Source organism: Blastocatellia bacterium (assembly GCA_016713405.1).
GTDB lineage: Bacteria > Acidobacteriota > Blastocatellia > Chloracidobacteriales > JADJPF01 > JADJPF01.
Genome location: JADJPF010000022.1, coordinates 279,641 through 304,419 on the forward strand (window position 1 = coordinate 279,641; position 24,779 = coordinate 304,419).

Genomic DNA, 24,779 nt, shown 5'->3' on the forward strand with positions numbered 1-24,779 from the left:
ACCTTGTAAGATGAAACCGTTAAATATCAATAACTACAGACAAATAATAATTTTAACAGGGGCAGGAATTTCTGTTGCTTCTGGGTTGCGCCCTTTTCGTGGCCCAAATGGACTTTGGACAGAAATGAGCGAAGAAGATATTCCTAATGCTATTAATGTCAGGAAAAACCCTAAAGCAATTTGGCAGTTAGTTTTAAAAATACGTAAACAACATTTAGAGATAAAGCCTAATCAAGCTCATTTAGCAATTGCTTATTTACAAAAAAATGCTTTTGCTGGGCAAAATATAACTTTAATTACACAAAATATAGATGGTTTACATAAAAAAGCAGACTCAAAGGAAGTAATAGAATTACATGGATCAGCTTTTAGAACAAAATGTAGTAATACTAATTGTGATTTGGTTTCTTATGAAGATGATAAAGTTTATGATTTAGATATTTTACCTATTTGCCCTAAATGTTCTAGTGTACTAAGACCAGACATTGTTTTATTTGATGAGCCTATAGGGGCTAAAGAAGAATGGTTGTCAAAAGGAGCTTTAAGAGATTGTGATCTTTTTATTGCTGTAGGAACTTCAGGTACAGTATATCCAGCTAGTAATTTTGTTAGATCAGCAAAATATGTTGGAGCGCGTACAATATTTGTTAATTTAGAAGCAACGAACCCACCTAATAATGTTTTTGATGAAGAAATAATAGGAAAGGCAGAAGAAATATTACCTTTATTATTTGGTATGGAAGTTTAAGAAAATAAAAGGGATTGTTAAAAAGAAAGCAATTCCCCTAATTTTTCTTAGGGGAATTATTAGAGAAGTTTATTGGCGAAAAATCTTCTTAGCTAAATTAGCTAAATTAGTCTCGGTATTGCTGCTTAACTGAGGTGTTTGATTAGATTGTATTTCTGATTGTCCCCTACGAATAGCTGCAACAGCTTTATTTGCTGCAACGTCCTGTTCTAAGTATTTAGAAATCTTACTACTATTAGTATTATTAAGCGCAAAATCTAGAAGTTCTTCATTAGTTGGTGTTGATTGTGCTTTATTTGTTGCAGAATTAAAACTATAACCTTTGGTTTTAATATTTGATGAATCAGTTGCAAAAGGTGACTCTACAGGTGGTTGAGCAACACTAGCACTTAAGGATTTCTTTATATTTGCGTCTAACAATGGTGATTCTGTTGGAGGAAGAGCCGCATTAACATTTTGTCCTTGGAAATTACCGCTGCGATTTAAGGCTTGTTCTAATTTTACTTCTTGGTTAAGAGGTTGAATCTTAATCGCAGAATCATTAATTTTTATATCTGACATAAGTTGCTCCTTGTTTGGACGCAATTGGAAATTTTGCTCGTAAAGTTAATACCAGTAAATATAAAAATTGCATAAAATTTTTCCAGTAAAATAGAAAATTTTTCCGCAAAATAAAAAAGCACAAGAGATTTTCTTGTGCTTTTTGAAATAAACTTAAATAAATTACTAAAGAGCCGCAGCACCGCTAACAACTTCAATAATTTCTCTAGTAATTGCAGCTTGACGAACTCGGTTCATTCCTAGTGTTAGCTTATTAATTACTTCTGTAGCGTTCTTACTTGCAGAATCCATTGCTGCCATTCTTGCGCCATGTTCGGCTGCTACAGAATCTAGTAGTGCGGTAAAAAGTTGAGTTTCTACATAATGTGGTAGCAATTGACTTAAAATCTCTTCTGGAGGTTGTTCATAAATATAATCTGTTGCACTTGCTGCTACTTTGTCATCTGTTTGGTTATTTAGTGATGCTAAAGGCAGAATCTGGTTAAAGATTTGGTTTTGTTGAATAGCAGACTTAAATTCATTATATAGAATAAATATTTTGTCTGGACGAGATTTTCCTTCTACTTCTTCAGTAAACAGCTTAATAACTTCTACAGCAATTTCTGATGCTTCTGTATAAGTTATTGTTTTAGATATTAGTCCAACATATTCATTAATAATAGGAAAAGATCGACGACGGATAAAGTCACGACCTTTACGGCCTATAGTAAGAAACTCTACTCTTTTATTTGGATTATCTCTAATAAATTGTAGGGCTGTTTTTAGTAGGTTGGTATTAAATGCACCACATAGACCTTTATCTGAAGTAACCACTACAACTAAATAATGCTCATCACCCCGCACTTCTAATAATGGATGTTGATATTCCCCAGCACGAGAAGCTAAATTACCTAACATTTCCCTTAATTTAATGGAATAAGGTCTAGCGGCTGTAATACGGTTTTGAGCGCGTGATAGCTTAGAAGCAGAAACTAACTTCATAGCTTTAGTAATTTGGCGCATATTTTTGACTGAGCGAATACGTCGTCTAATTCCCTGTAGATTAGGCATAAGATTCCTAAGATTTTACTAAAAGCTAGTTGTATAGCTAGCTTTTAGTTGAGATAGATTAAGATTTTAAAGTTAACTTTTTAAGCCTTAGCTTTAGCTAATTTGCCACCATCGGCTGAGTAAGTTTGCTTAAACTCTTTAATTGCTGAAGCCATTTCGCTCTTGATCTCGTCGGTTAAGTCTTTCTTTTCACGAATCTTTTCTAACAAACTACCTTTTGAATTTTCTAAAAATGATAGTAGTCCACCTTCAAATGCTCGGATTTGATTAACTGGAATATCATCTAAGTAGCCTTCTTTAGCTGTACCTGCCCAAATAAGGAAAACTTGTTTTTCTACTGCTAAAGGTTGGTATTGATTTTGTTTTAATAATTCAGTTAATCGCTGACCACGAGCTAATTGCTGTTGAGTAGCTTTATCTAGGTCTGAACCAAATTGAGCAAATGCAGCTAACTCACGAAATTGTGCTAAGTCTAGTCGTAGAGTACCTGCAACTTGTTTCATAGCTTTAATTTGTGCTGATCCACCTACTCTTGAAACTGACAAACCTACGTTAATTGCTGGACGAACACCAGCATTAAAAAGGTCTGTTTCTAAAAATATTTGGCCGTCTGTAATTGAAATTACATTGGTAGGTACATAAGCAGAAATGTCACCTGCTTGAGTTTCAATAATTGGTAGTGCTGTTAATGACCCAGCACCTTGAGCATCAGAAAGCTTACAAGCACGCTCTAATAAACGGGAGTGAAGATAAAACACATCGCCTGGGAAAGCTTCTCGACCCGGTGGGCGACGTAACAAGAGTGAAATTTCTCGATAAGCAGCAGCATGTTTAGAAAGATCATCATAAATACATAAAACATGTCGCTTAGAATCGCGGAAATATTCTCCAATAGAACAACCAGCATAAGGTGCTAAATATTGCATAGCTGCTGGTTCAGATGCAGAAGCAGAAACTACAACTGTGTAATCCATTGCTCCATGTTGTTTAAGCTTTTCTACTACTTGGGTGACTGTAGATTTCTTTTGTCCAATTGCAACATAAATACAAATTAAATCTTTACCCTTAGAATTAATAATAGTGTCAATTGCTACAGCGGTTTTACCAGTTTGGCGATCCCCAATGATTAATTCGCGTTGACCACGACCAATAGGCACCATAGCATCAATAGCTTTTAAGCCTGTTTGCATAGGTTCTTTAACAGGTTTACGGTCTACAATACCTGGTGCAATACGTTCAATAGCGTTAAACCCAGTGCTGGCAATAGGCCCGCGTCCATCTTCTGGTTGCCCTAAAGCGTTAACTACACGCCCTAGCATTGCTTCACCAACAGGAACAGACATAATGCGTTTGGTACGCTTAACCGTGTCACCTTCTTTTACTTTATAGTAATCACCAAATAACACTGCCCCTACTTTGTCTTCTTCTAAGTTTAGAGCAATACCAGCAACACCATGTGGTAAATCGAGCAATTCACCAGCCATTACTTTTTCTAGGCCATGAATTTCTGCAATTCCATCCCCGATTTTAACAATAGTTCCTACTTCTGTTACTGTTACACCGGGTTGGTATCCTTCTATTTGTTGACGAATAATTTTACTTATCTCATCTGCTTTGATCGTTTCCATAACTTTGCCTTTCCTATTAGTTAACCATACACTAGAAAAAGTGTGACATTAATTTGATGGTTTTAGCTTTATTGTTGACTAAGTTTTGTTCGTAATTGTTCTAGTTGGTTACGAATAGAGCCATCATAAATTTGACTACCTATTTGGGTTACTACTCCACCAATTATTGTTGAATCAGTAGCGAAACTTAAGCGGACTTCTTTGCCTGTTAGCTTGCTTAACTGAGTTTTTAATAAATCTTTTTCTTCTTGACTAATTTCGCCTACTGTTGTAATTGCTGCTGTGACAATATTTAAGCGTTCATCTAGGGTACGAGAAAAAGCGACACTAATTTGTGGTAAATATTGCAAGCGGTAATTTTGTAGCAATACATATAGAAAGTTTGAGGTAGTTTCTGTTGGTTTAGTGCGAGCAATTAAGGTTTCTAACAAATTTTTTTGCTGTTGTTGGGAAACTGTTGGGTTGGAAAACACCTCGTTAAGTTCTGGGCATTGCTCAAACATATCAGCAAAAGAAGTTATTTCATTTTTTACTTCTGTAGGGATATTTTTAGCTAAAACTACATCAGCAAGCGCACGTCCATAACGATTTGCAATAGTAGTAATGCTCATGCTTTATCTAGCTCCTTCTAGCTCTTTAGCAAAATCGTTAACTAAACGTGCTGCATCTGCTGGCTTTAATTCTTTGCGAATAATATTTTCCGCTAGTTCTATAGCCTTTTCAGCAGCAAATCGTTTTAACTCTATTTGTGCTAGTTTTGTGGCCCCATCAATTTCTCGGCTAGCCATTGATTGTAAACGTTCAGCTTCCTCTTCAGTTTGTTTACTTAAACGCGCATATTCGGCTTGGGCCTCTTTTGCTGCGTTATCTTTAATTTCCGTTATTTCATCTTGTAGTCTATTAAGTCGAGCTTCAATTTCTCGTAATTTGATTTCAGCCGCTTCTTTTTCAGCTTTGGCTCGCTTTAATTCTGACTGAATAGAGCTTTTACGATCAGCCATTGCTTGGGAAAAAGGTTTTCGTACTAGCAAAAACATTGCTGAAAGAAAGACTACTAGGTTTATTATTTTCCAGTGTAATGGTACACCGTGGGCACCTTCGGCCCAAAAGAAAACAAAAAATGTTGCTAATTGGGTTTGCCAATAAAGAATCGCCGTAAACATTAATTAAAAGGCTCCTCCTAAAGGACGTTTAAGCAGATTGTGGGCTATTGATTGTGCAATTTGTATGGATTCTGATTCTAATTTAGTTTTAGCTTGACCAGTAGTATTAGTAATTTCTTGTTTACTAGCTGATATTTTGTCGGAAATAGCTTGTTTTACCTGTGCTAATTTTTGGGTTCGCTCATCTAAAGCAGTTTTACGTTTATCTTCTAGCATTTTATAGCTTTCTGCACGAGCAGCACGGATTTTTTCTTCATAATTTGCTAGTTGTTTATCATAATCATGTGCAGCTTTTTTAGCTTCATCTACCGCTCCAGTTGTGAGACGTTCCCGTTGGTCTAAAACTTTAAGAATAGGTTGAAAAATAATTGCATCTAAGGCATAAACTAAAACGATAAATATTGCTAAAACTACCAGTAAAGAAAGGTCTGCTGAAAGCAAGCCTTCTGCTGAAATTGCCATTAACAGGGTAGTCATTAGTTGTCCTTTATATTTAAGATTATCGTGTTAAATTTCAATAGTTTAATCAAGCAAGCGAAAATATCATATGATCTTTTCGAGTGTCAAGGGTTTGGGACGAGAAGCTTGCTAGTTATACTAATAAAATACCATTGTTACAAGATCTTAGTTTTCGCTTTTCTGTCTAGAAATTGTTTGTTGTTAAAGACTAATGATTTAAGATAAGTGTTAGAGACTAAGAAAATAAATTACTTTATGGTTTAGGATTTTTATGACTAAAATAAATAAAAGAAAAATAATAAATAAAGTACCAGAAACTATAAAACTAGTGTCAGAAAAACATACTGTAAAAGTACCAGAAACTAATTTTGATCGCCTTCCTGTAAAGTTAGTTTCTTTACTAAAAGACCTAGAATATACAATTAGTCATCGTCGTTATGATGAAACAGAACGTATAGCTAATGATTTACTAGATTTATCCCCATCTGAAGAAGTAGATAGATGTATCCATGATATTATTACTAGTGCTACAGTAATAACTGATGCAGAAGACGAGATTAATTATCAGTTTAGTGATCTAGAAACAGCTTTACAAAATACCACAGATGAAGAATTAACTACAATTAATGAATCTGACATAGATGGATTATAATTACACAAATTATAATCCATCTATCTATAAACAGAGACAAACCCATGTGTTTTACTATGTCTAATATGCTTAATCCATTATAGAAGGACACATTTGTAGGAATGTCATTTGAGAGTTTATTGTAGGCTCATTGGATTTAGGTTGTAGACGTTCATAACTGCCATCTGATAATAACTTACGCGCTCCAACATTATCCATCAAAGAGATTTCTAAAATTTCATTTTTTAATCTTTGTTTTAGTTTTTCGTCTTCAACAGGAAAAATTAGTTCAATACGGCGATCTAGATTTCTTTGCATCCAATCAGCACTACCAACATAAATTTCCTCTTGGCCGCCATTAGCAAAATAAAATATTCGGCTATGTTCTAGGAAACGACCTACAATGCTAATTACACAAATATTGTCGGAAAGACCAACAATACCAGGGCGTAAACAGCAAACACCGCGAACAATTAAGCTAATAGCAATTCCTGCTTGAGAGGCTTCATAGAGTGTACGAATTATTTTAGTGTCAGTTAAACTATTGATTTTAATAATGATACGACTAGGACGACCCGAACGATGATGTTCAATTTCTCTTTCAATTAGTCCAACCATTCTTTCACGTAAATGAATTGGAGCAACCATTAATTTACGATAATTTCTTTGCCGGGAATAACCTGTTAGAAAATTAAAAAGTTCTGAGACATCTGCCCCAATTTGAGGATTAGATGTAAGTAGCCCTATGTCAGTATAAATTTTTGCTGTTGTTGGGTTGTAATTACCCGTACTGAAATGTACGTAACGGCGAATATTGCCTTCTTCTTGACGAACAACCAAAGCTACTTTGCAGTGGGTTTTTTACACCAAGCAAACCATAGACAACATGAACGCCAGAACGCTCCATTTTACGGGCCCAAATGATATTATTTTCCTCATCAAATCTAGCTTTTAATTCAACAATTACAGCAACTTGTTTACCTGCTTCACTTGCAGCAATTAAAGCCGAAACTATTGGAGAATCCCCACTAGTTCTATAGAGAGTTTGCTTTATAGCTAATACTTTAGGGTCAACCGCAGCAGCTTGTATAAAATCAACTACTGGAGCAAAAGAATCATAAGGGTGATGTAGTAAGATATCTTGTCTACGTAAGACATCAAAAATATTTTCCTCATTAGCTAAAGCAGGAGGTATAGCAGGAGTAAACCCACGATCTTTTAATTGTGGGTAGTCAAGTTTGTAAAGTGCTAATAAATCTGGTACATGGAGCGGGCCATCAACAATAAAAACATCTGTTTCCTCTAAGTCAACTTCTCTACGCAAATATGTCACCATAACAGGAGGCATAGTTGTATCAACTTCAAGACGAACACAAGACCCAAAACGACGTTGGCGCAGTTGTTGTTCTACGGTTTTTAGTAGGTCATCGGCTTCATCTTCTTCTATTTCAATTTCTGCATTTCTAGTGGTACGAAAAGGATGACAAGCAATAATATTCATTTCTGGAAATAAAGAATGTATGTTTGCAGAAATAACTTGTTCTAAAAAAACAAACTTATGCCCACTGTTTGTGGTAACAGGTATAAGCCTAGGAATAACAGGCGGGACTTTAATACGAGCAAACCGAGGCGGCATTTCTTCGTCATCTGGCCCAACAACAAAAACAGCTAAGTTTAAGCTTAAGTTAGAAATATAAGGGAATGGATGCGAAGGATCTACTGCTAAAGGAGTTAACACAGGAAAAATATTTTCATGGTAATAAGTATCAACCTCAGTTCTTTCATTGCTATTAAGTTGATCATAAGCAATAATACGAATACCAGCATTTGCTAGCTCTGGCAATATTTTTTCTTTTAAGCATGACATCTGAAGTTCAATTAATGGGTTTAGCGTAGTAGCAACCGCTAGTAATTGTTCTGCTGGACTCATTCCATCAAGCGATATAATAGGCATTTCGGCTTCCATTTGTTGTTTTAAGCCAGAAACACGAATCATAAAAAACTCGTCTAAATTGGTAGAAAAAATTGCTAAAAATTTAAGTCTTTCAAGTAGGGGACGGCTTTGATCTAAAGCTTCTTCTAAAACGCGACGATTAAACTCAATCCAACTTAATTCACGATTAAAAAGTAAATTTTTTTCTAAAGCTAAGCTATTAGTTTTTTTTGATGGTGTAGTAACAGGTAAAGCGGTTGTTGAAATTTCTGATGCCGCCATGATGACTCCTTAGGATAACAGCTATTTAATGTTTATTTTGGAACTTCAGACAGAAGTTGGCGGTCTGTCCATTCTCCAATGACTATATCTACTTCGCCTAACCAACGTGGGCGAGAGTTTGCGTTAGAATGAAAACAAATGCTTATATGTCCTAAAACAAGATCTAATGATGCTTCTTTAATTGCTGACCAAGGGATAGTAACATCAACGCTTTCTGGAATTGCTAGAACTATCCCATCTGTAGTACGAAAGCGAAAAATACATAGTACACGTCCTTGAGGACTTTTTAACGGCACACCATCAAGATCAATACGCATTCTTTGCATAAGTTAACAGCCTTTCTATTAATTTTGTATTGGCTAAAAATCGTCGGGGCGAGTATGTAATTTATGACGTTGAACTGCACGCCAAAAGGTTCTTTCACTCATTCCTAAAGCATTAGCAGCAAGTTTTTTACTCCATTGACAGGCAGCTAAGGCTTGGGTAAGTAGTTGACGTTCAAAATTAAGCATAGCTTCTTCAAAATTAGGAATGTCTGACATAGATGCTATTTTATAAGGCTCAGAGCTATTTTTGTTACTTTTGCCAGTAGAACTACTTTGTTGTTGATTTAATTGTGAAAAATTTTCTATTTCAAACTCTTCACAAATCATTGAAGCATTTATAATAGTAGTATTTGCAGCACGAGCATTGCCTATGCTACGGCGAATGTCATTTTCTAAAACTCGGATATTACCGGGGTAGTCTTTTTCCAGTAAAAATTGCTTAGCACTGGAGTCTAATTGATAATCTATGCCATCACCATAGCGGTTTAGAAATTCTTGGGCAAGAGGCAAGATTTCTTCCCGGCGTTTGCTTAAAGGTGGGATGCGAAGCCGCCAAACAGATAGACGATCTAGTAAATCTTCTCTAAAGTTTCCTGATTGAGACATTTCGTCTAAATCTCGGTTGGTTGCAGCAATAATGCGGGCATTGGTAAAAATCTCACTTGTTCCACCAACGCGACGAAACTGGCGCATTTGCAAGACTCTAAGTAATTTAGTTTGAGATTGTGGAGGAAGCTCACCAATTTCATCTAAAAATAAAGTTCCATCTTGTGCTAGTTCAAAGAGACCTCGTTTTTGTGTTGCTGCTCCAGTAAAAGCCCCTTTTTCATAACCAAAAAGCTCACTTTCTACTAATTGATCTGGCAATGCTCCACAGTTTATAGCTAGCATTGGCCCACTTTGTCTGGGGCTAAGTGAATGGATAGATTGAGCAAGCATTTCTTTACCTGATCCGCGAGGGCCTAAAATTAAAACCGGATCACGCTCTGCCGCGCTGATTGCGTCTAATCTAAGTCTAATTGCTCGCATTGAAGCTGAAACAAATAAACAATCGCCTACACGGTCATGATTTGTTGCTTGAGCAGGTTTTTGACTTATAGAAGTTTTTTTAAGTTTTTCTTCTAGCTCATTTACACGAGTTTGTGCTGCACCTGCTTCACGATTACGCCCAAGGGATTTTAATTCTTTAGTTGCTGCACGGGCTAGTTCTAAAGCCTCGGCTAATTCAATATCACAATGAGAAAGCTCTAATTTAGTTAGTGCTAAAAAATAATGATTAATTATTTGGTTTTGAAATATATCTACAGCTTCTTGTAGTTTTTCAACGCGGTTTTCAAGTGCCTTTTCTGAAAATCTTCCTAAACATCCAAATAAATAAGAAGCAAAACCTTGTAAAAATGGATCGCCACAATCTTCTAAACAATTATTGATGGTTCGCAATGCTCTTTCATGTGCGCCACGCTCAATATCTACACGTGCGTCTAGCAGTTCAACCATTACAGAGAGACATTGACGGTCAAGTCTATCTTCAAAAGAGTAGCGACGAGCGCGGGAAATAGCGTAATCTACGGAATCATCATCACCTAAATCTAAAAAAAGATTTGCTAAAGAAATATGGGCCCAGCACTTATTAATTCCTGATAATTGATTAGCTGCTTGATGCAGAAGTTGTTTAGCTACAGTAGTTTCTTCTTGCCATGCAGCACGCATTCCTTTAAGTAAAACTCTTTCTGATTCTGTTAAACCTGGTTGATTGATAATGTTTTCTGCAAAATCTTTATAGCCTCTATGCAGTTCTTCTAGTAGCAACCATTGTGGGGTTTGCTCACGGACTTTTCCACTAACTGTTTTATTTGTTGAGGTTTGTGGGACAGCAGTTTTTGAAATAGTATTTGGTGAGGTAGTAGAGGTTTCACGTTTTAGCTTTTTGGCAATGTCTTGCATTCTCATAAGTTTGTTAATTTTCCCACAAATTATCTTAAGCTATAGTGTCAAGACTACTAACATAAACTAACTATTAATGTCAACTGTTTGAATAATTAATAGTATAAGTATTATATATTATTAATAAAATTGACTAGCTATATATTACTTATATCAAAGTAAAGTTATTTTATATTTGCAAATGAGTTTAGCATAGGAAGAAGCAAGTTTTGAGATAAATTTTATAATATCATTGTGAGTTTTTAAGTAAATCAATAGAACTTTTAGTAATTTTAATTAATTTATTTTGGTCAAGAGGAGCATTTACATTATTCCAACCTAAAGAAAGAAAAAACCATTCTCCTTTGCTAGACTGTAATAAGTAAGTAAGATTTAGTACACCTGGTTCTGAGCCACCCTTATAACCAACATAGGGCCAGTCTTTTTCTGAAATATTTATACCAGGATTAATTGCTAAAACACCTCTTGCTGTTTTAGTTTCTTCGCTTTCTGTTTGTTCACGTAAGTAGTTTAACAAACGGGCTAAGTCATTTGCAGATGCAAACCACTCTAATTTATCAATATAAAGAGGTTTAGAAAAAGATTTTAAGTTTTGTTTATCTATTTTAGATACATCATTGTTTAGCATTTCACGGCGAGCATTAGCGTCTTTAGCAATATAAATGTCTGCCATTTTTCCAGAAGGCTCTAACTTTAACTTAGACATTTCAATGGTTTTTAAGAAAGGAATATTAAGTTCTGGTTTAGTATTGCCAGCAGCGGTTAACATCTTTTCTATTTTTTCTCTACCAAGAAATTTTATTAACTGATCAGTAGCAGTATTATCACTTATTGAGATCATCAAGGATGCTAAAGTATGCAAAGTAATGGGAGAACCTACAGGCCATTTTTGGAGCATTCCTGATGGCAAAGACCTGGAATCTTCTTGCAAATTAACTACTTCTGTCCATTTATGCTCACCTGCTTTAATAGATCTTAGTAGTTCACTTAATATATAAAGCTTAAATGTAGATCCTATAGCTAAAGGTTTATCAGCATTATGAGAAGCTAAAGTTTGTAGTTTTCCATCTTTAAGTTTAGCTGCTATAAAAGAGGTTTCACCTGGAAATTTTTTAAGTTCTTCAACTATTGCATTTAAGTTTTCAGCTATGGGAGTTGCCGGATCTAAAGACAAACCTGTAATGTAATAAGGTTGTTTAGAATCAACAATAATAGTCATTTGAGCAGAAAAACCTTTTTCAAAAATAAGCTCAAATTTATTAACTCCAGGTTGTTCGCTTACAAGACGATTAATTTTTATACATCGACCAAGTTGATCAAAAGACTTAGTAAAAAGTTCTGTTAATTGATCTTTAGAAACTTCTTTAAGAAATTCTTTATCAAAAATTTCCTCATATTTATCAGGAGTTTTACTAAATAACCCAATAACATCTTCAACACGTTTTTCTAAAGGAGTTTTATCTTGTGCAACTGCTATACAAGCCAAAAATAAACATAAAATTAAGGAAACAAGAAAATTTTTAATCATTTTAGGTTTATCCTATTTTTATTATCCACCATTACTATCTGTAAGGTTTAGCTGATAATAATAGTTAATACAATATATAGCAATTATACATATTAAGTATGTAATAGTAGCTATTAATAATTTTTTACCAACATCTTTTTTTGAAGCTAAGTAGCCTAAATAAATAAAACAGAAAGCCAAAATAATACTTACTGTAATAAATACGTAGGCTAATTGTCTTTGAGCATACTCTAATTCTGTTATAAAACCATCGGGAAAGCCTAGCATAAATACATATTGCATATAAATAAGCAATGACAAGGCTAGAACTATAAGTCCAATTAAATAAGCAAAAATATTGTTTAATTTCATATAACAGACTAGATAAATTTACTAGTTTTTCCAGCCATTTCTTTCTTTAAGGAAAGCAATATGTGCTGTGTGATGATTTCCATGCCAAGCATACAAAGCTAAACATTTGTTTAAGTCTAGTTGGCCGATTTCAGGATGAGTTAAAGTTTTTTGGTAATCCGTTGCAGTCATTGAATTTAATAAAATAACCCATCTTTGATGTAAAGAATTTATTAGGTCAAGAGATAAATTTATTGGTATTTTAGAGTCTGATAACTCTGCCCATAGGTTTTCATCATAAGGCTTTATTACAGGGTTATTCTCAGTTAAAGCTAGCTTAAATCTAATAAAGCTATTCATATGACTATCTGCTAAATGATGGACTACTTGTTTGATCGTCCAACCTCCTTCCCTATAAGGGGTGTTGAGTTGTTCTTCTGTTAGGTTATTTAAGACAGCGGTTAGTTTTTCTGCTAGTGTTGCTATTTCATTTATAAATTTATCTCTACTATTTATTACTTCTTCTTCATTATATTGAAATTTTCCTATGGGATATCTTAAGTCCATATAATCTATTCCTTTTAATTTTTAGTTTTAGGTAAAATTGGCTAAATACTTCCAAAAAATTGACTTTTATGTTACAGTAACAGCACTTGCCTTGAAAATACTTAAATTATTATTTGAATTTTGTAATCTATAAATACTAATTTAGGAGTTTGTTAGATTAGCAAACTAACTACCAAAATTTCTTAGGAGGCCTTATGCGTCAATACTTGGTAGCCCTGTTTTTTTTGTTAGCATTTTGTCATACAGCTTGGGCGCAAAAAGATTTTTCTTTAAGTTTGTCCCCACCTAATCAAACAATTAACGCTGGTCGTCAAGCAACTTTTACAGTTACTTCTCAGCCTATTAATGGCTTTCGCAAAGCTGTTCCACTAGCCGTTACACTTTCACCTTCTTCACCTGATGTTACAGCTACATTAAGTAGTCCAACAATTAATGCTGGCGGTAGTGTAACAATAACAGTCACCACTTCTCCTACAGCTAATGCTCAGAACCTATCAATATTAGTTGCTGGAACGAGAAAAAATAAAGTTAGAAATACTAGTGGTAGCTTAACAGTTAATGTTCCTCAATTTAATTTAACTGTAACTCCTCCTAATAGCGTTGTTTTGCAGGGTGATCCAGTAAACTTTACTATAAGAACTCAAGGCGAGACAGATTTTGCTAGACAAGTTTCTTTAAGTGTACTTACTACGCCAAATGTTCCTTTTCAGCTTTCTAAACAAACACTAGATGCCCCTGCTGATAGTGCTACGCTGCAATTTGCTAGTGCTAATCTTCCTGTTGGCGGCTATAGTGCTTTAATAACTGCTACAGCAGGACAAATTCAACGAACAGCAACTATTTCACTTACAATTATGCCTAGACCAGGTGGCACTAACCCTATGGCAGTAGTCCAAGTTGTACCAGGATCTATGCTGCTACGTGCTAACCAACAAGGAAAGTTAATGGCATTTGGTTTTGTAAGAAATAATGGTGGGGCTGATGCTGCTTTTGTTCAAGTTACTTTAAGAGTATTTGATGGCGGTGGAAATCTTCTTGAAACTAGAAGAACTTTTGTTAATGGATTCTCTGGAATTACTTCTGCTGGAGTTTTTACACAAACAACTCTCCCACAAGCACGTTCAGCCAGCTTTAGTCAGCTTTTTGACTTACCATTTTTGTCAGATACACAAAGAGTTGATGTTTCTGTAGACTTTATGACGGATACCATTACACCTCCAAGAGCTAATTTAGTTATAGATCGTTTGACTAGAACACTTAATAATCAAAATGGATCTGATTTTTCCGTAGTAGTGCGTAATACAGGCACTGTTGCTGCTCGCGCTCCTCAAGTAGTAATAGAAAGCCTTAACCGAGTTGACCAGGTTTTTGACATTACATTTGCTGGGAATGGTGAATTAAGCGATATTCTAGCAGCAGGTCAAACACGTACATTTATGGTGACAAACAATGAAACTCAGTTTGACTTAACTAGAGTTAATACTCAACATACAATTTGGATTGATGGTACTAGCACCTCTACTATAGTTACTGAGTCTTTAGCTGGTCTTTCAGGTGAAGAACTTGACAAAAAACGTAATGAAATTGCAGAAATGCAAAGACTTGCTCACCTACTACTTAAGAAATTAAGTAAGGAAAATAATTAAGTTTTATATTTATGACAGCCTAAATTTTTAGGCTGTCATTCTCCCGCTTTCGTAGACGTAGTGCAAACTTTTACCTGAATCTGGGAGAAGTTGGTAATGAAAACCAAATATTACTAATTGTATTAATTATTTTGCTAACCATTACAGTTAGCTTTGGACAAACAATTACAGCCTCAATAAAAGGTACAGTAAAAGATGATTTTGGCAAACCTGTCACAGGTGCAACTATTACTGTAAAGGATGAAGAACAACAAGTTATTACTAGTGTAACAACTGATGAAAATGGAGGCTATCAAATTTTAGATCTCTCTATAGGTAGTTATAAGTTGGTGGTGGAAAAAGATGGCTTAAAATCAGAATCTATCACTAACATTAGTCTTAATGCTGCTTCAGAAGAAGTTTTTGATTTGCATATGCAGGCTAGTCTTGAAGGTAAAGCTATAAAAAAAGTAGCAGCTACTTATCCTGATGTTGCTAAACTTACTCAACAACAAGGCCGAGTAATTGTTGGAGTTTTAGTTAATGCTGAAGGTAAAGTAGATAAAGTATTATTTTTAGCAGGTAATAATGTCTTTAAATCTTCTGCTTTACAAGCTGCTCAAAAATGGATTTTTGAAAAAAGTAATAACGGATTTTCTGGACGCATAGCTTTTAACTTTAAGATTAATTAAGCATTTATAGCTTCTTTGGAAAGACTATCTTTTTTACTACCTAAGAATTTTGCTGTAGTATCAATAATTATATGAAATTCAGCCCCTTTTCCTTTTCCTTCGGACTCTACCCAAATTTTTCCAGAATGAGCTTCTAAATAGCTTTTAGCAATTGCTAAACCTAGTCCTGCACCTCGCGCACCAAATTCATATTTTCCAGATTTATGATGAATTGTGTCATGCCCTGTGTAAAATTTTTCAAAAATATGATCAATTTCACTAGCAACTATTCCTATACCACTATCTTTGATGATCAAATGCAGTTGGCTATCTTCTTTATTTGCAATTATTTCTATTAAACCATTGTCATGAGTAAATTTAATTGCATTTTGAATTAAATTTAACAAAACTAACCTTATTTTTTCTACATCTGCTTCTAAGATCAAAGCTTCATCAGGCACTTTTATATTTATTTTTAGGTTTCTTTTCTCTACAAATGGTTTTATTTCATTAACTATATCTAAAATAAGGTCTGATAAATTAAAGTTTGTTAATTTTAGGCTGATGCACTTTTCTTCAATTCTTAGCATTTCCAAAATATCATTAACAATATTAATTAGTCTTTCTATGGTTCTTTGGCAGGTTTGCAAAGCTCGCTTTTGTGAAGCAGAAAGGTTTTCTGGCTGTAGGTCTAAAAGCACTTCATGATAGCCCTTTAAGACTGTTAAAGGTGTGCGCATTTCATGAGAAGTAACAATCATAAAGTTAGTTTTTAACTCATTGACTTCCTTTAATTTATTGTTTAATTCTTGTAATCGGCGGGTGACTTCTTGTTCATTGCTATAGAGTTTTTCTATCTCTTTTAATGATTCAATAATCATTAAGTTTTTTTCCGCAAGAGAACCGTAAAGCTCTGCATTTTCAATAGCTACAGCAACTTGCTCGGCTAAAGACTCTACTAAACGAGCGTCTGCAAGATTAAAAGCAACTCGATTAGCTCTTAAGCGAATATCTAAAACACCTATTACTTTTCTATCACGACTATAAATAGGTACATCCATAAAGCCTTGTAGGTTATATTTTTTAATTAATGCTGGATAAATCACTCGGCTATCTTGCATAGGGTCATTAACAATAATAGTTTGACCTGTTGCAGCAACAAGCCCAGCAATACCTTGATTAAGAGGAAACTCTAAAGTAGTTTTTTCCCAATGATCTTTATACCAGACATGCTCAAAAACTAGTTTATTTTCTTTAATTAATCCAATTCCTCCAGCCTCTCCACCAACTAAATTAGCACTTTCTGAAACAATATTTTGTAAAACCAGTTGTAGGTCTAGTTTTGAGTTAATAACCCTAATACTTTCTAGTAGTTGTGTTAGGCTCTCTATTCGTTGGTTATGATGATAATTTAGTCTACTGACACGCCAAGAAAAAATACCAGCTATTAAAGTTACAGTGCTAAAAAGTAGCAAAAGGCGAAACCAAGTTGTTTGCCAATAGGGAGGCAAGATTTCTACTAACAAAGTTTGTGGTTCACTCCAAAGCCCTGAGCTAGAGCGAGCTTTGACCAAAAATTTATATTGACCTGCGGGAAGGTTGGTAAAACGTGTAGTGCGTTCTGTGCTAGGTTGTGACCACTCACCTTCAAAGTTTTCTAGTAAATAACTATAACGCACTAAGTCTTCATCCGTAAAAGATAATGCTACAAAATCAAAAGAAATTGTGTTTTGATTATAGGGTAAAGAAATATTTGGAGCAGATGAAACTAAAGTATTGCCTAAGCGCAAACCATTAATATAAACCCTAGGGCCAGGGATAAAACTGTTTCTTTAACTTGGCGGTAGCGTGAAACACCTTCTGCTGTGCCAAACCAGATACTTCCATCACGTCGCCTAAGAAAAGTTGATAGAGAAATATCATCACTAATTAAACCGTCTTTAACCGTATAATTCTTAAATTTGCTGCCATCAAAAGTTGATAAACCCCCAGATGTACCAACCCAAAGCAAACCTTCGTTACTAGTAATAGTACGAATAAAGTTGCTAATTAGCCCATCCTTGATTGTATAGTTCTCAAACTGCTTTCCATCAAATCTAGCCAGACCTCTAGCAGTTCCAACCCAAAGATTGCCTTTTTCATCTTCATAAGCACAAGTAATTAAATTATCTGGAAGTCCATCTTTTCGGGTGTAATTAGTAAAGGTTTTGCCATCAAAACGGCTTAAGCCTGAATAAGTGCAGATCCAAAGATTTCCAGCTTTATCTAAAGCAAAAGAATTAATTTGATTGTAGGCTAGACCATCTATTTGCGAATATTGAGAAAAATTTTTTCCATCATAAACAGAAATTCCACTGCTTCCAGACCAATTTGAGCCAAACCAGATATGGCCTTGAAGGTCTTCTATCATTGTTGTAATTCGGTTTGTTTGTCCTATTTCTGCTAAGGAAAATTTCTTAAATTGATTTCCATCATAAAAGCTTGCTCCTTGATGGCCTGATGTCCAAACTCGGTTTTTGCCATCTACGATTAATGCCCAAATATCGTCTTCTAGCAACCCTTCTTTATTAGTAAAATGAGTAACTTTGTTAGTTTTATCAAAGCTAAATAAACCAATATTAATAGAAGAAAACCAAAGTACCCCCTTAGAAGATTCTTCAACACCTGTCATTAGACCATCTAAACCTAGAGTTTTAGTATAGTTAGCAAAAAGTTCATTGCCAAACTTAAAACCTCCATTCCACATTGTCCCACCCCAAATATTACCTTCGTAATCTTCAAAAAGAGTAATTAAGTAATTATCTGGAAGCCCATTATTCCGATTAAAAACACTAATTTTTTGGTCTGTTTCTACCCGGCTAATTCCTCCTCCATAAGTAGCAAACCAAACTCGGTTATGACGATCTACTAAAACCCCGCTACCACGTTCACTGCCCAATCCATCAGCAGTTTTATAGCAATGAAAGGTTTTTCCATCAAATTGACAAAGACCTTGACCAGTGGCTAGCCAAAGGTTATTTTTTTCATCCTTTGCCATACCGAAAATATTTAGATCTGGTAAACCTTCAGCTAAACCAAAAACAGTAAAAGTTTTTCCATCAAATTTAGCTAATCCACCTCCACGAATACCTGCCCAAATTACCCCATTATTATCTTGAATTAATGAGCCAACTAAGCCATTTGGTAAACCTTCAGCTACACCATAATTAGTAAATTTTTCTCCATTATAATGACTTAATCCATTAGCAGTACCAAACCAAAGTGTGCCATCTTTTGCAAGTAGAGCAGAGCGAGTTTCATTATGTGCTAAACCATTCTCAGTAGTGAAGTTAGTAAACTTTTGTCCATCATAACGACTTAATCCGCCCCTAGTCATTAACCATATGTTATGCTCACGATCTTCAATAATTGCTCTAACAATAGGGTTAATTAAACCTTGTTTGGTATCAAAAACCTTATATTCAACTCCATCATAGCGGCATAATCCGCCTTCTGTCCCAAACCAAATATAGCCAAGATGGTCTTGAAAAATACTATAAACTTGATTATTAGGCAGTCCACTAGTTGAGTTGTAGACCTTAAATCGGTATATCTGGGCTTGTGCTATAGTAATAGATAGTAGGCATATCACTATAGCTAAAATATATCGCATAGTATTTTTAAGCTATAAGAAGTAGGGCTAGGTTTTTAATATTACTAAGTTTATCAGGTATTTTGACTATTTATCTTAATTATTTTTATTATTTTGTAGGTTTAATCTTAAAGATTCCAGAAATTCCTTCTCCAACGTTTCCTGCTGCATCTCTAGCAATAACTTTGATTAGTCCTTGTTTAATTTTCATATTTGGAACAGGAATAGTAAGCGATTGTAAATTACCAGGTAGTCCTTGTGCAAAAGTAACAAAATTTGCTCCATTGTCTGGGAAAACTGAAAATCATGTGATACAACTCCTCGATCATCTGAAGAAGTAAAAGTAATAGTAAACATAGTATTTCCTTTTAGCTTTTCTTTATTTTTTGGGGCTATAACTATTACTGTAGGGTTAATGCCATCTGTTTCAATAATTAGCGGCATAACAGTATCACTTCCAACATTACCTGCTAAATCCAGTGCTTGTAATCTAATAGCAGCATTTGTTGTAGCAATATTGGGAATAGTAAATTGAAATGAATTTGTGCTTCCAGCAAGTCCAAGTATTAAAGGCTCAAAAACATCTCCATTAATTGCAAATAAAATATTATGTGAAATTACACCTATATCATCACTAGAAGAAAAATTGATGGTAAATTTACTGCTGCTCTCAAATTTTTGCCCAGTAGATATATTTAAGATTTTTGCAGTAGGTGAAAGCTTATCATTGCTACCTGGTACACCTAAAACAAAGCTAATAGTAGCTACATTTTCTCCCATTTTTGGAGCAGCAAAGACTTTCATTTCTGAGCTAGGTTGACCTGTCCCATTATCTTTAAGTAGTGCTACACCGCCGTCAGTAACTATATTTCCAGTGCTGTCAAAACTGCTAAAAGCAAATAGGGCTTGTCCATCGCTAAAATCTAGTTTACTTGTTGTAATGGCGGAGGTTTCATTGCCAAAAAAACCAATAATGCCTTGAAATTCTGAAGTTGCCGTATAAAAAACACTTGGCCCGCTGTCAGCTTTTAAGTCTTGGTCTAAATCGTTGTATATCACAATTTGAGAAGATTTAGCTAAAACATCATTTATTCCATAAACATAAAATTGTTGTTCGCCTTTTGCATTAGTTATTGGCACAATTGAACTTGCTGTTGTTGGATTACTATCAGTTGCAGTTGCAGTTGCAAAAATACTAGCTTTATCAGGGATTTGATCATTGTTACTATCAGTAAAACTCATTATTGCCCCAGTTAATTGTGTAATACTGCCAAACTTAAATTTAGAAGTGACATTAGCATAAAGATTGCCTTTGCTATCTAGGGCTAAGCCACCAAAACCAAAATTAATTGTACGATTATTTAATAATGAATTAGCTGCTAGTATAGTTACTTTATTTTTACCATCAGGAACACCATTAGAATTAGGTAAATAAGCTGTAATTGTATAGCTATCCTGGTCATTTATATCAAATAAGCCTTGTGAAAAGAATAAACTAGCAACAATTAAAACGTCCCCTTTAGTTGTATTAAGAACTGTTAATCCCAAGGGTGTACCTTTACCAGTAGAAAAACTAGACTCTTTACTTGCCTTAAAATCGCCTTTGCTATTATTTGTAATTACTATTTGACCATTTTGTTTATTTGGCCCATCAGCAGCAACAAAACCAATATAGATTTTTCCTGTTGTTCTACTAATTGACATTGCTGTAGGGATTTCATTAGCTGGATCATCAGCAGCAATAAAAGTGTCATTGGTTTCAGGCACTCGATCTTCATTAGTATCAGCCGAGACAATTACACTACTACTTGAATCAACACCATAAAAAGAAACTTTACTTAGAGTTATTCCAGAAGGTATTGCTAGAGGTGCTATGTTGTCAGAACTTTCTTTATTAGCTGTATTTAACTTAATGACTCGCTCTTTATTTATAGTAAAAGTAGGTAGTGAAACTTTAGTTTTTATCTTTATAGGTTTATTTTGTTTAAGTTGATCTGCAAAAACATTGGTCTGATAACTTAACAGTATTATTAATAATAAAAATAGTAAATTTAAGTTTTTTGTTAATGATTTAATAGATTTAATAGATTTAATAGATTTAATAGATTTAATAGATTGCATAAGGTTTCCTAAAATTGGAGGTAGATTAATTTATATTTTAATTTTTAATTACAAAATAAAAAAGGAAAGGATTTAAATCCTTTCCTTTTTTGTTTAGATTTAACTAAAAATTTTACAATTTGCTATCTAGTAGCTTTAATCTTAAATGCTGGAGATGTACCAGAACCCATATTGCCAGCAGCATCTCTAGCAACTACACGAATAGCAGCAGTTTTCTTGGTCTTCATATTAGGAATAGTAACCATAGCAGAAGTAGCTGTACCAGGTAAGCCAGATGCTAAGGTCATAAAGTTAGTTCCATCCAGTGTAATTTGAATATCATGAGAAGCTACACCAGTATTATCTTGAGAAGTAAAGGTGACATTAAATTGGCTATTACCATTAAGTTTCTTGTTTTGTGCATTAGGTGAAGTAACTGTAACGGTTGGTGCTTGAGTGTCTGTAATAACTGTTAATTGCCCAACGGTTGCATTACCTCTATTACCAGAGCTATCAACAGCTTCAACACGAAGAGCAGCAGTTGTAGAACTTATGCTAGGAACTCTAAATGTAAATGAAGTAGCAACACCAGGTAAACCACTAACTAATGTGGTGCTAAAGTTAGTTCCATCAGCAGCAAATAAAATATTATGAGAAGAAACAGCAACATTATCTGTAGAAGTAAAATTAACCGTTGCCATACTTCCACCATTAAGCATTGCACCTGATTGAGGTGAGCTAATCATTACAGTTGGAGCAGTACTATCAACAACAGCAGCCCTAACAACAGTAAAGTTAGCATCACTAGCATCAGTAGCCATATTACCAGCAGCGTCTTTAGCTACTACTTGAACACGGGCCATAGGAGTATCTAATGCTGGTGGGACAGGGAATGTAAAGCTTTGGACATTACCAGCTAAACCAGAAGTGATAACTACTGGGAAGGTTTGACCACCATCGGTTGATAAATTAATGTCGTGAGTAGTTACAGCAGTATCATCAGAAGAAGTAAAGGTAATTGAAAGATTAGTTCCACCCATTACCATTTCACCACCATTAGGTGAGGTTACTGCAACAGTTGGAGGGGTAGCATCAGCAGGAACAGAATTATTTGGTACACCTCTAACAAGGTTAAAAAGACCCATAGCAGCAGGATTTTCAACAATAGGAGCAGTTCCTGTACCAAATCCATTACCATTATCTTTTACAAAAGCGACACCAGCTTGAGCAATATTGTTACCAGCTACAGTTATATAGCTAAAAGCTGCTCGGTCATCGCCAAAATCCATAGTAGTGCTAAATATAGCGGATGTACCTTCACCAAAATCTGTGAAAAATCCTCTAAATTGTGTTGGAACGGTTAAAAATATTCTTGGTGGGCCATCAGCTACTAAGTCATCATTAGCATCAGTGTAAACAGCTATTTGAGATCTATTTAATCCTCCAAAAATTTCATTATTACTGTAAGTAATCATTTGTGTACCTACACCATTTGGGCCAGGTTTTACAACAATACTACTTGCAGAAAGAGGATTTAGATTATTAGCATCTGAACGGCTAGCAAAAGCTTTTCCTGTATCTGGTATAAAATTACCATCAGTATCTGAGAAAACAGCTATTAAACCATTAAGTGCGCCATTAGTTGGACTAATTGATACTAAGTTAATAAAAAGGTTTCCTTTACTATCAGTAGCCATACCTCCAAAAGTAGCATTAAAGGTTTGTGTGTTTATGGGTATAACCATTGATTGTGTTCCATCTGGTACACCATTAGCTCCTGGTAAATAAGCTGTTACGGTGAATTTATCAGTAGCAGCAAGGTCAAAAACAGCAGCTTCAAAGAAATAGCTTGCAACAACTAAAATATCGCCTTGGGGTGAATTTATAAGAGCAAGTCCAATAGGAGTTCCTTGACCAACAGAAAAACTACCAGAAACAGTTCCTTTATAAGTTGAATCAGCATCATTATCAATTATTGAGATTTTGCCCATTCCAGCATCTGGGCCATCAAAAGAAATAGAACCAGCATAATGTTTTTTAGTTCTTCTGCTAACAGCCAAAGATGTAAAAACGCTGTTTTGATCAGCAGTAGCAAAGGTTTCACTTGCTTCTGGGGTTAAATCATCATTAGTATCAGCAAATGCTGTAAGTTGACCAGTAGTTTCATTAGCTGTAAAAGTTACTCGATTGGCTCTAGTTCCAGCAGGAACTACTTTTGGCTCTGGTTCTACTAAACCTCTTAAACGGTTTTTTTGTAATGATTGTCTAATTGTAGACATATAGTTTTTGTCTATAGCTACATCAGGCATTGTTAGAGCATTTTCAAGAGAGTTTTCTTGTGGATTTTGAGGGCCTTGACTAGCAGCTTGGGAATTAGTTTGCAGTGTAAATAAAGAAATAAACAAAGCAATAAATCCAACTAAACCAACAGCTATTTTGTTAAAGCTTGATTTAGATGGACTGGATAGTTTTTTGTAAACAGGCGAATTCATTAAACAGTCCTCCAACTTAATTTAAGAGTTATTTGATTTGATTTTGTAATTTAGATTTTTTTTAGGAAATTCAATTATTTCATAACTATTAACTGGTTGTATAGCCTGTTTTATGTTTTTCTTAGGTTTTTTATTAAACATTACTTATTGTTTCCAAAGATTTTAAGGTTTTTTACGGAGTACATATAAAATTTATCAGCCTTTAAGCAATGTTTTAACTGCTCTAGTTGCTCAAGAAAAATAACTGCGTTATCCTTATAAAAATCTAACAAATTTGCTATTTGTTTAAGTATTAATACAAAATTTTCTATTAACTATCTTAAAATTTTAAGTAAAAATGATTACTTGGTATGATTTTTTTGAGCCAAAAATTAATAGTTGGGAAAAAAACAAAGACATCCCTAAATTAATTGTTGCTACATCAGATACAGATTTAGAAGTTAGATGTTTAGCCTATGATGCTCTAGGGCGTGTTGGTACAAAGGAAAATATCAACCGCTTATGTAAAGCTGTACTAGAGAAAAAAACGCATCTGCAAGGGCTAGAGGAGCAATTGCTTTAGGGCGTTTAGGGGATGACATAGAGTCAAAGCTGTTTTGTTTCATCTACTTAGAGATGAAAGCTCTGAAGTTCGTGCTGCTGCTACTAGAGGTTTAAGCCGTCAAGTTAACCAAGAATTGTTTTCTGTCTTTTGTGCTTTACTAGAGGATGAAGATATAAATGTTGTAGTAGAAGCAATTTATGCACTAGGTCAATTTGGAAATCATCGTGCTGTAACTCCAATACATAGAATATTTGATCGGTGTGATAGAGCTATGAAAGAACTAGCTTCTTCTGCTATAAACTCTATAAATCTTAATCAACCTATGGGCTGGCCTTCAGATGAGGTTTACTTTTTTACTTATTCTAGACGAGGATATTTAATTTGTGAATGCTATTCTTATAAACTTGTAGCCTGGCGTAATTATTGGCGTAGACGCTGGCGATATCCTTTTGCAAGAGATTGGGGAATAGGTTGTTGGGAAATTTCTAGTTTAGAAAATGAAATAAGAGGAAAAGTTCTACGTCCTGGATTAAAACTAAAAATTTATGATCAGCGTGCTTAAAGCT

General features: G+C 34.6%; 21 protein-coding genes and 1 pseudogene. 6 read left to right on the top strand and 16 right to left on the bottom strand.

Features of this window, described 5'->3' with window-relative positions; all coding sequences use genetic code 11:
* Positions 1 to 10 precede the first annotated feature (10 nt).
* A complete protein-coding gene (locus IPK14_22685) occupies positions 11 to 748 on the top strand; it encodes an NAD-dependent deacylase (GenBank protein ID MBK7996076.1) in 738 nt (245 codons plus the stop codon).
* 69 nt (positions 749 to 817) lie between these two features.
* On the opposite strand, the gene IPK14_22690 is transcribed toward IPK14_22685, so the two are convergent.
* From IPK14_22690 to IPK14_22715, 6 genes are all read right to left on the bottom strand, one after another.
* Positions 818 to 1,309, bottom strand: coding sequence for a hypothetical protein (locus IPK14_22690; protein ID MBK7996077.1), 492 nt, complete (start codon positions 1,307 to 1,309; stop codon positions 818 to 820).
* 165 nt (positions 1,310 to 1,474) lie between these two features.
* Positions 1,475 to 2,359: an ATP synthase F1 subunit gamma gene (gene atpG, locus IPK14_22695; GenBank protein ID MBK7996078.1), complete on the bottom strand. Its 885-nt coding sequence runs from the start codon at positions 2,357 to 2,359 to the stop codon at positions 1,475 to 1,477.
* Positions 2,360 to 2,439: 80 nt separating this feature from the next.
* Positions 2,440 to 3,987 carry a F0F1 ATP synthase subunit alpha gene (gene atpA, locus IPK14_22700; GenBank protein ID MBK7996079.1) on the bottom strand — a complete coding sequence of 516 codons (1,548 nt, stop codon included), beginning with the start codon at positions 3,985 to 3,987 and terminating at the stop codon, positions 2,440 to 2,442.
* Positions 3,988 to 4,055: 68 nt separating this feature from the next.
* Positions 4,056 to 4,598 (bottom strand): ATP synthase F1 subunit delta, encoded by a 543-nt coding sequence (gene atpH / locus IPK14_22705; GenBank protein ID MBK7996080.1) that lies wholly within the window; start codon positions 4,596 to 4,598, stop codon positions 4,056 to 4,058.
* 3 nt (positions 4,599 to 4,601) lie between these two features.
* The gene (locus IPK14_22710; GenBank protein MBK7996081.1) at positions 4,602 to 5,150 is read right to left on the bottom strand and encodes an ATP synthase F0 subunit B; all 549 of its coding nucleotides are present in this window, start codon (positions 5,148 to 5,150) and stop codon (positions 4,602 to 4,604) included.
* A 3-nt stretch (positions 5,151 to 5,153) separates the two neighbouring features.
* Positions 5,154 to 5,627, bottom strand: coding sequence for an ATP synthase F0 subunit B (locus IPK14_22715; protein MBK7996082.1), 474 nt, complete (start codon positions 5,625 to 5,627; stop codon positions 5,154 to 5,156).
* 253 nt (positions 5,628 to 5,880) lie between these two features.
* Between IPK14_22715 and IPK14_22720 the strand changes: the two genes are divergently transcribed.
* Entirely contained in the window at positions 5,881 to 6,261 is a 381-nt protein-coding gene (locus IPK14_22720; protein MBK7996083.1) for a hypothetical protein, read from the top strand.
* Positions 6,262 to 6,330: 69 nt separating this feature from the next.
* Here IPK14_22720 and ppk1 read toward each other — a convergent pair.
* The 6 genes and pseudogenes from ppk1 to IPK14_22750 all read right to left on the bottom strand — a co-directional run bounded on the left by ppk1 (position 6,331) and on the right by IPK14_22750 (position 13,150).
* A pseudogene (ppk1, locus tag IPK14_22725) lies at positions 6,331 to 8,455 on the bottom strand (polyphosphate kinase 1).
* A 32-nt stretch (positions 8,456 to 8,487) separates the two neighbouring features.
* The gene (locus tag IPK14_22730; protein MBK7996084.1) at positions 8,488 to 8,781 is read right to left on the bottom strand and encodes a hypothetical protein; all 294 of its coding nucleotides are present in this window, start codon (positions 8,779 to 8,781) and stop codon (positions 8,488 to 8,490) included.
* 33 nt (positions 8,782 to 8,814) lie between these two features.
* The gene (locus IPK14_22735) at positions 8,815 to 10,731 is read right to left on the bottom strand and encodes a sigma 54-interacting transcriptional regulator (protein ID MBK7996085.1); all 1,917 of its coding nucleotides are present in this window, start codon (positions 10,729 to 10,731) and stop codon (positions 8,815 to 8,817) included.
* Between the two features lie 223 nt (positions 10,732 to 10,954).
* On the bottom strand, positions 10,955 to 12,253 hold the full coding sequence (locus IPK14_22740; protein MBK7996086.1) for a serine hydrolase: 1,299 nt from the start codon (positions 12,251 to 12,253) through the stop codon (positions 10,955 to 10,957).
* A gap of 21 nt (positions 12,254 to 12,274) precedes the next feature.
* Positions 12,275 to 12,604, bottom strand: coding sequence for a hypothetical protein (locus tag IPK14_22745; GenBank protein ID MBK7996087.1), 330 nt, complete (start codon positions 12,602 to 12,604; stop codon positions 12,275 to 12,277).
* A 21-nt stretch (positions 12,605 to 12,625) separates the two neighbouring features.
* On the bottom strand, positions 12,626 to 13,150 hold the full coding sequence (locus IPK14_22750; protein ID MBK7996088.1) for a putative metal-dependent hydrolase: 525 nt from the start codon (positions 13,148 to 13,150) through the stop codon (positions 12,626 to 12,628).
* A gap of 194 nt (positions 13,151 to 13,344) precedes the next feature.
* Between IPK14_22750 and IPK14_22755 the strand changes: the two genes are divergently transcribed.
* Together IPK14_22755 and IPK14_22760 are read left to right on the top strand one after the other, a co-directional pair.
* Positions 13,345 to 14,796 carry a hypothetical protein gene (locus IPK14_22755; GenBank protein ID MBK7996089.1) on the top strand — a complete coding sequence of 484 codons (1,452 nt, stop codon included), beginning with the start codon at positions 13,345 to 13,347 and terminating at the stop codon, positions 14,794 to 14,796.
* A 131-nt stretch (positions 14,797 to 14,927) separates the two neighbouring features.
* Entirely contained in the window at positions 14,928 to 15,467 is a 540-nt protein-coding gene (locus IPK14_22760; GenBank protein MBK7996090.1) for a TonB family protein, read from the top strand.
* Here the strand turns inward: IPK14_22760 and IPK14_22765 are convergent.
* From IPK14_22765 to IPK14_22780, 4 genes are all read right to left on the bottom strand, one after another.
* A complete protein-coding gene (locus IPK14_22765) occupies positions 15,464 to 17,236 on the bottom strand; it encodes a GAF domain-containing protein (GenBank protein MBK7996091.1) in 1,773 nt (590 codons plus the stop codon). The genes IPK14_22760 and IPK14_22765 overlap by 4 nt on opposite strands.
* Positions 17,227 to 19,098, bottom strand: coding sequence for a hypothetical protein (locus tag IPK14_22770; protein MBK7996092.1), 1,872 nt, complete (start codon positions 19,096 to 19,098; stop codon positions 17,227 to 17,229). Before IPK14_22770 ends, IPK14_22765 begins: the two co-directional genes overlap by 10 nt.
* A gap of 186 nt (positions 19,099 to 19,284) precedes the next feature.
* On the bottom strand, positions 19,285 to 21,198 hold the full coding sequence (locus IPK14_22775; GenBank protein ID MBK7996093.1) for a hypothetical protein: 1,914 nt from the start codon (positions 21,196 to 21,198) through the stop codon (positions 19,285 to 19,287).
* Between the two features lie 122 nt (positions 21,199 to 21,320).
* Positions 21,321 to 23,669 carry a hypothetical protein gene (locus tag IPK14_22780; GenBank protein MBK7996094.1) on the bottom strand — a complete coding sequence of 783 codons (2,349 nt, stop codon included), beginning with the start codon at positions 23,667 to 23,669 and terminating at the stop codon, positions 21,321 to 21,323.
* Between the two features lie 337 nt (positions 23,670 to 24,006).
* On the opposite strand from IPK14_22780, the gene IPK14_22785 reads away from it, so the two are divergent.
* Together IPK14_22785 and IPK14_22790 are read left to right on the top strand one after the other, a co-directional pair.
* A complete protein-coding gene (locus IPK14_22785; GenBank protein ID MBK7996095.1) occupies positions 24,007 to 24,231 on the top strand; it encodes a HEAT repeat domain-containing protein in 225 nt (74 codons plus the stop codon).
* A gap of 34 nt (positions 24,232 to 24,265) precedes the next feature.
* A complete protein-coding gene (locus tag IPK14_22790) occupies positions 24,266 to 24,775 on the top strand; it encodes a HEAT repeat domain-containing protein (protein ID MBK7996096.1) in 510 nt (169 codons plus the stop codon).
* Positions 24,776 to 24,779 lie beyond the last annotated feature (4 nt).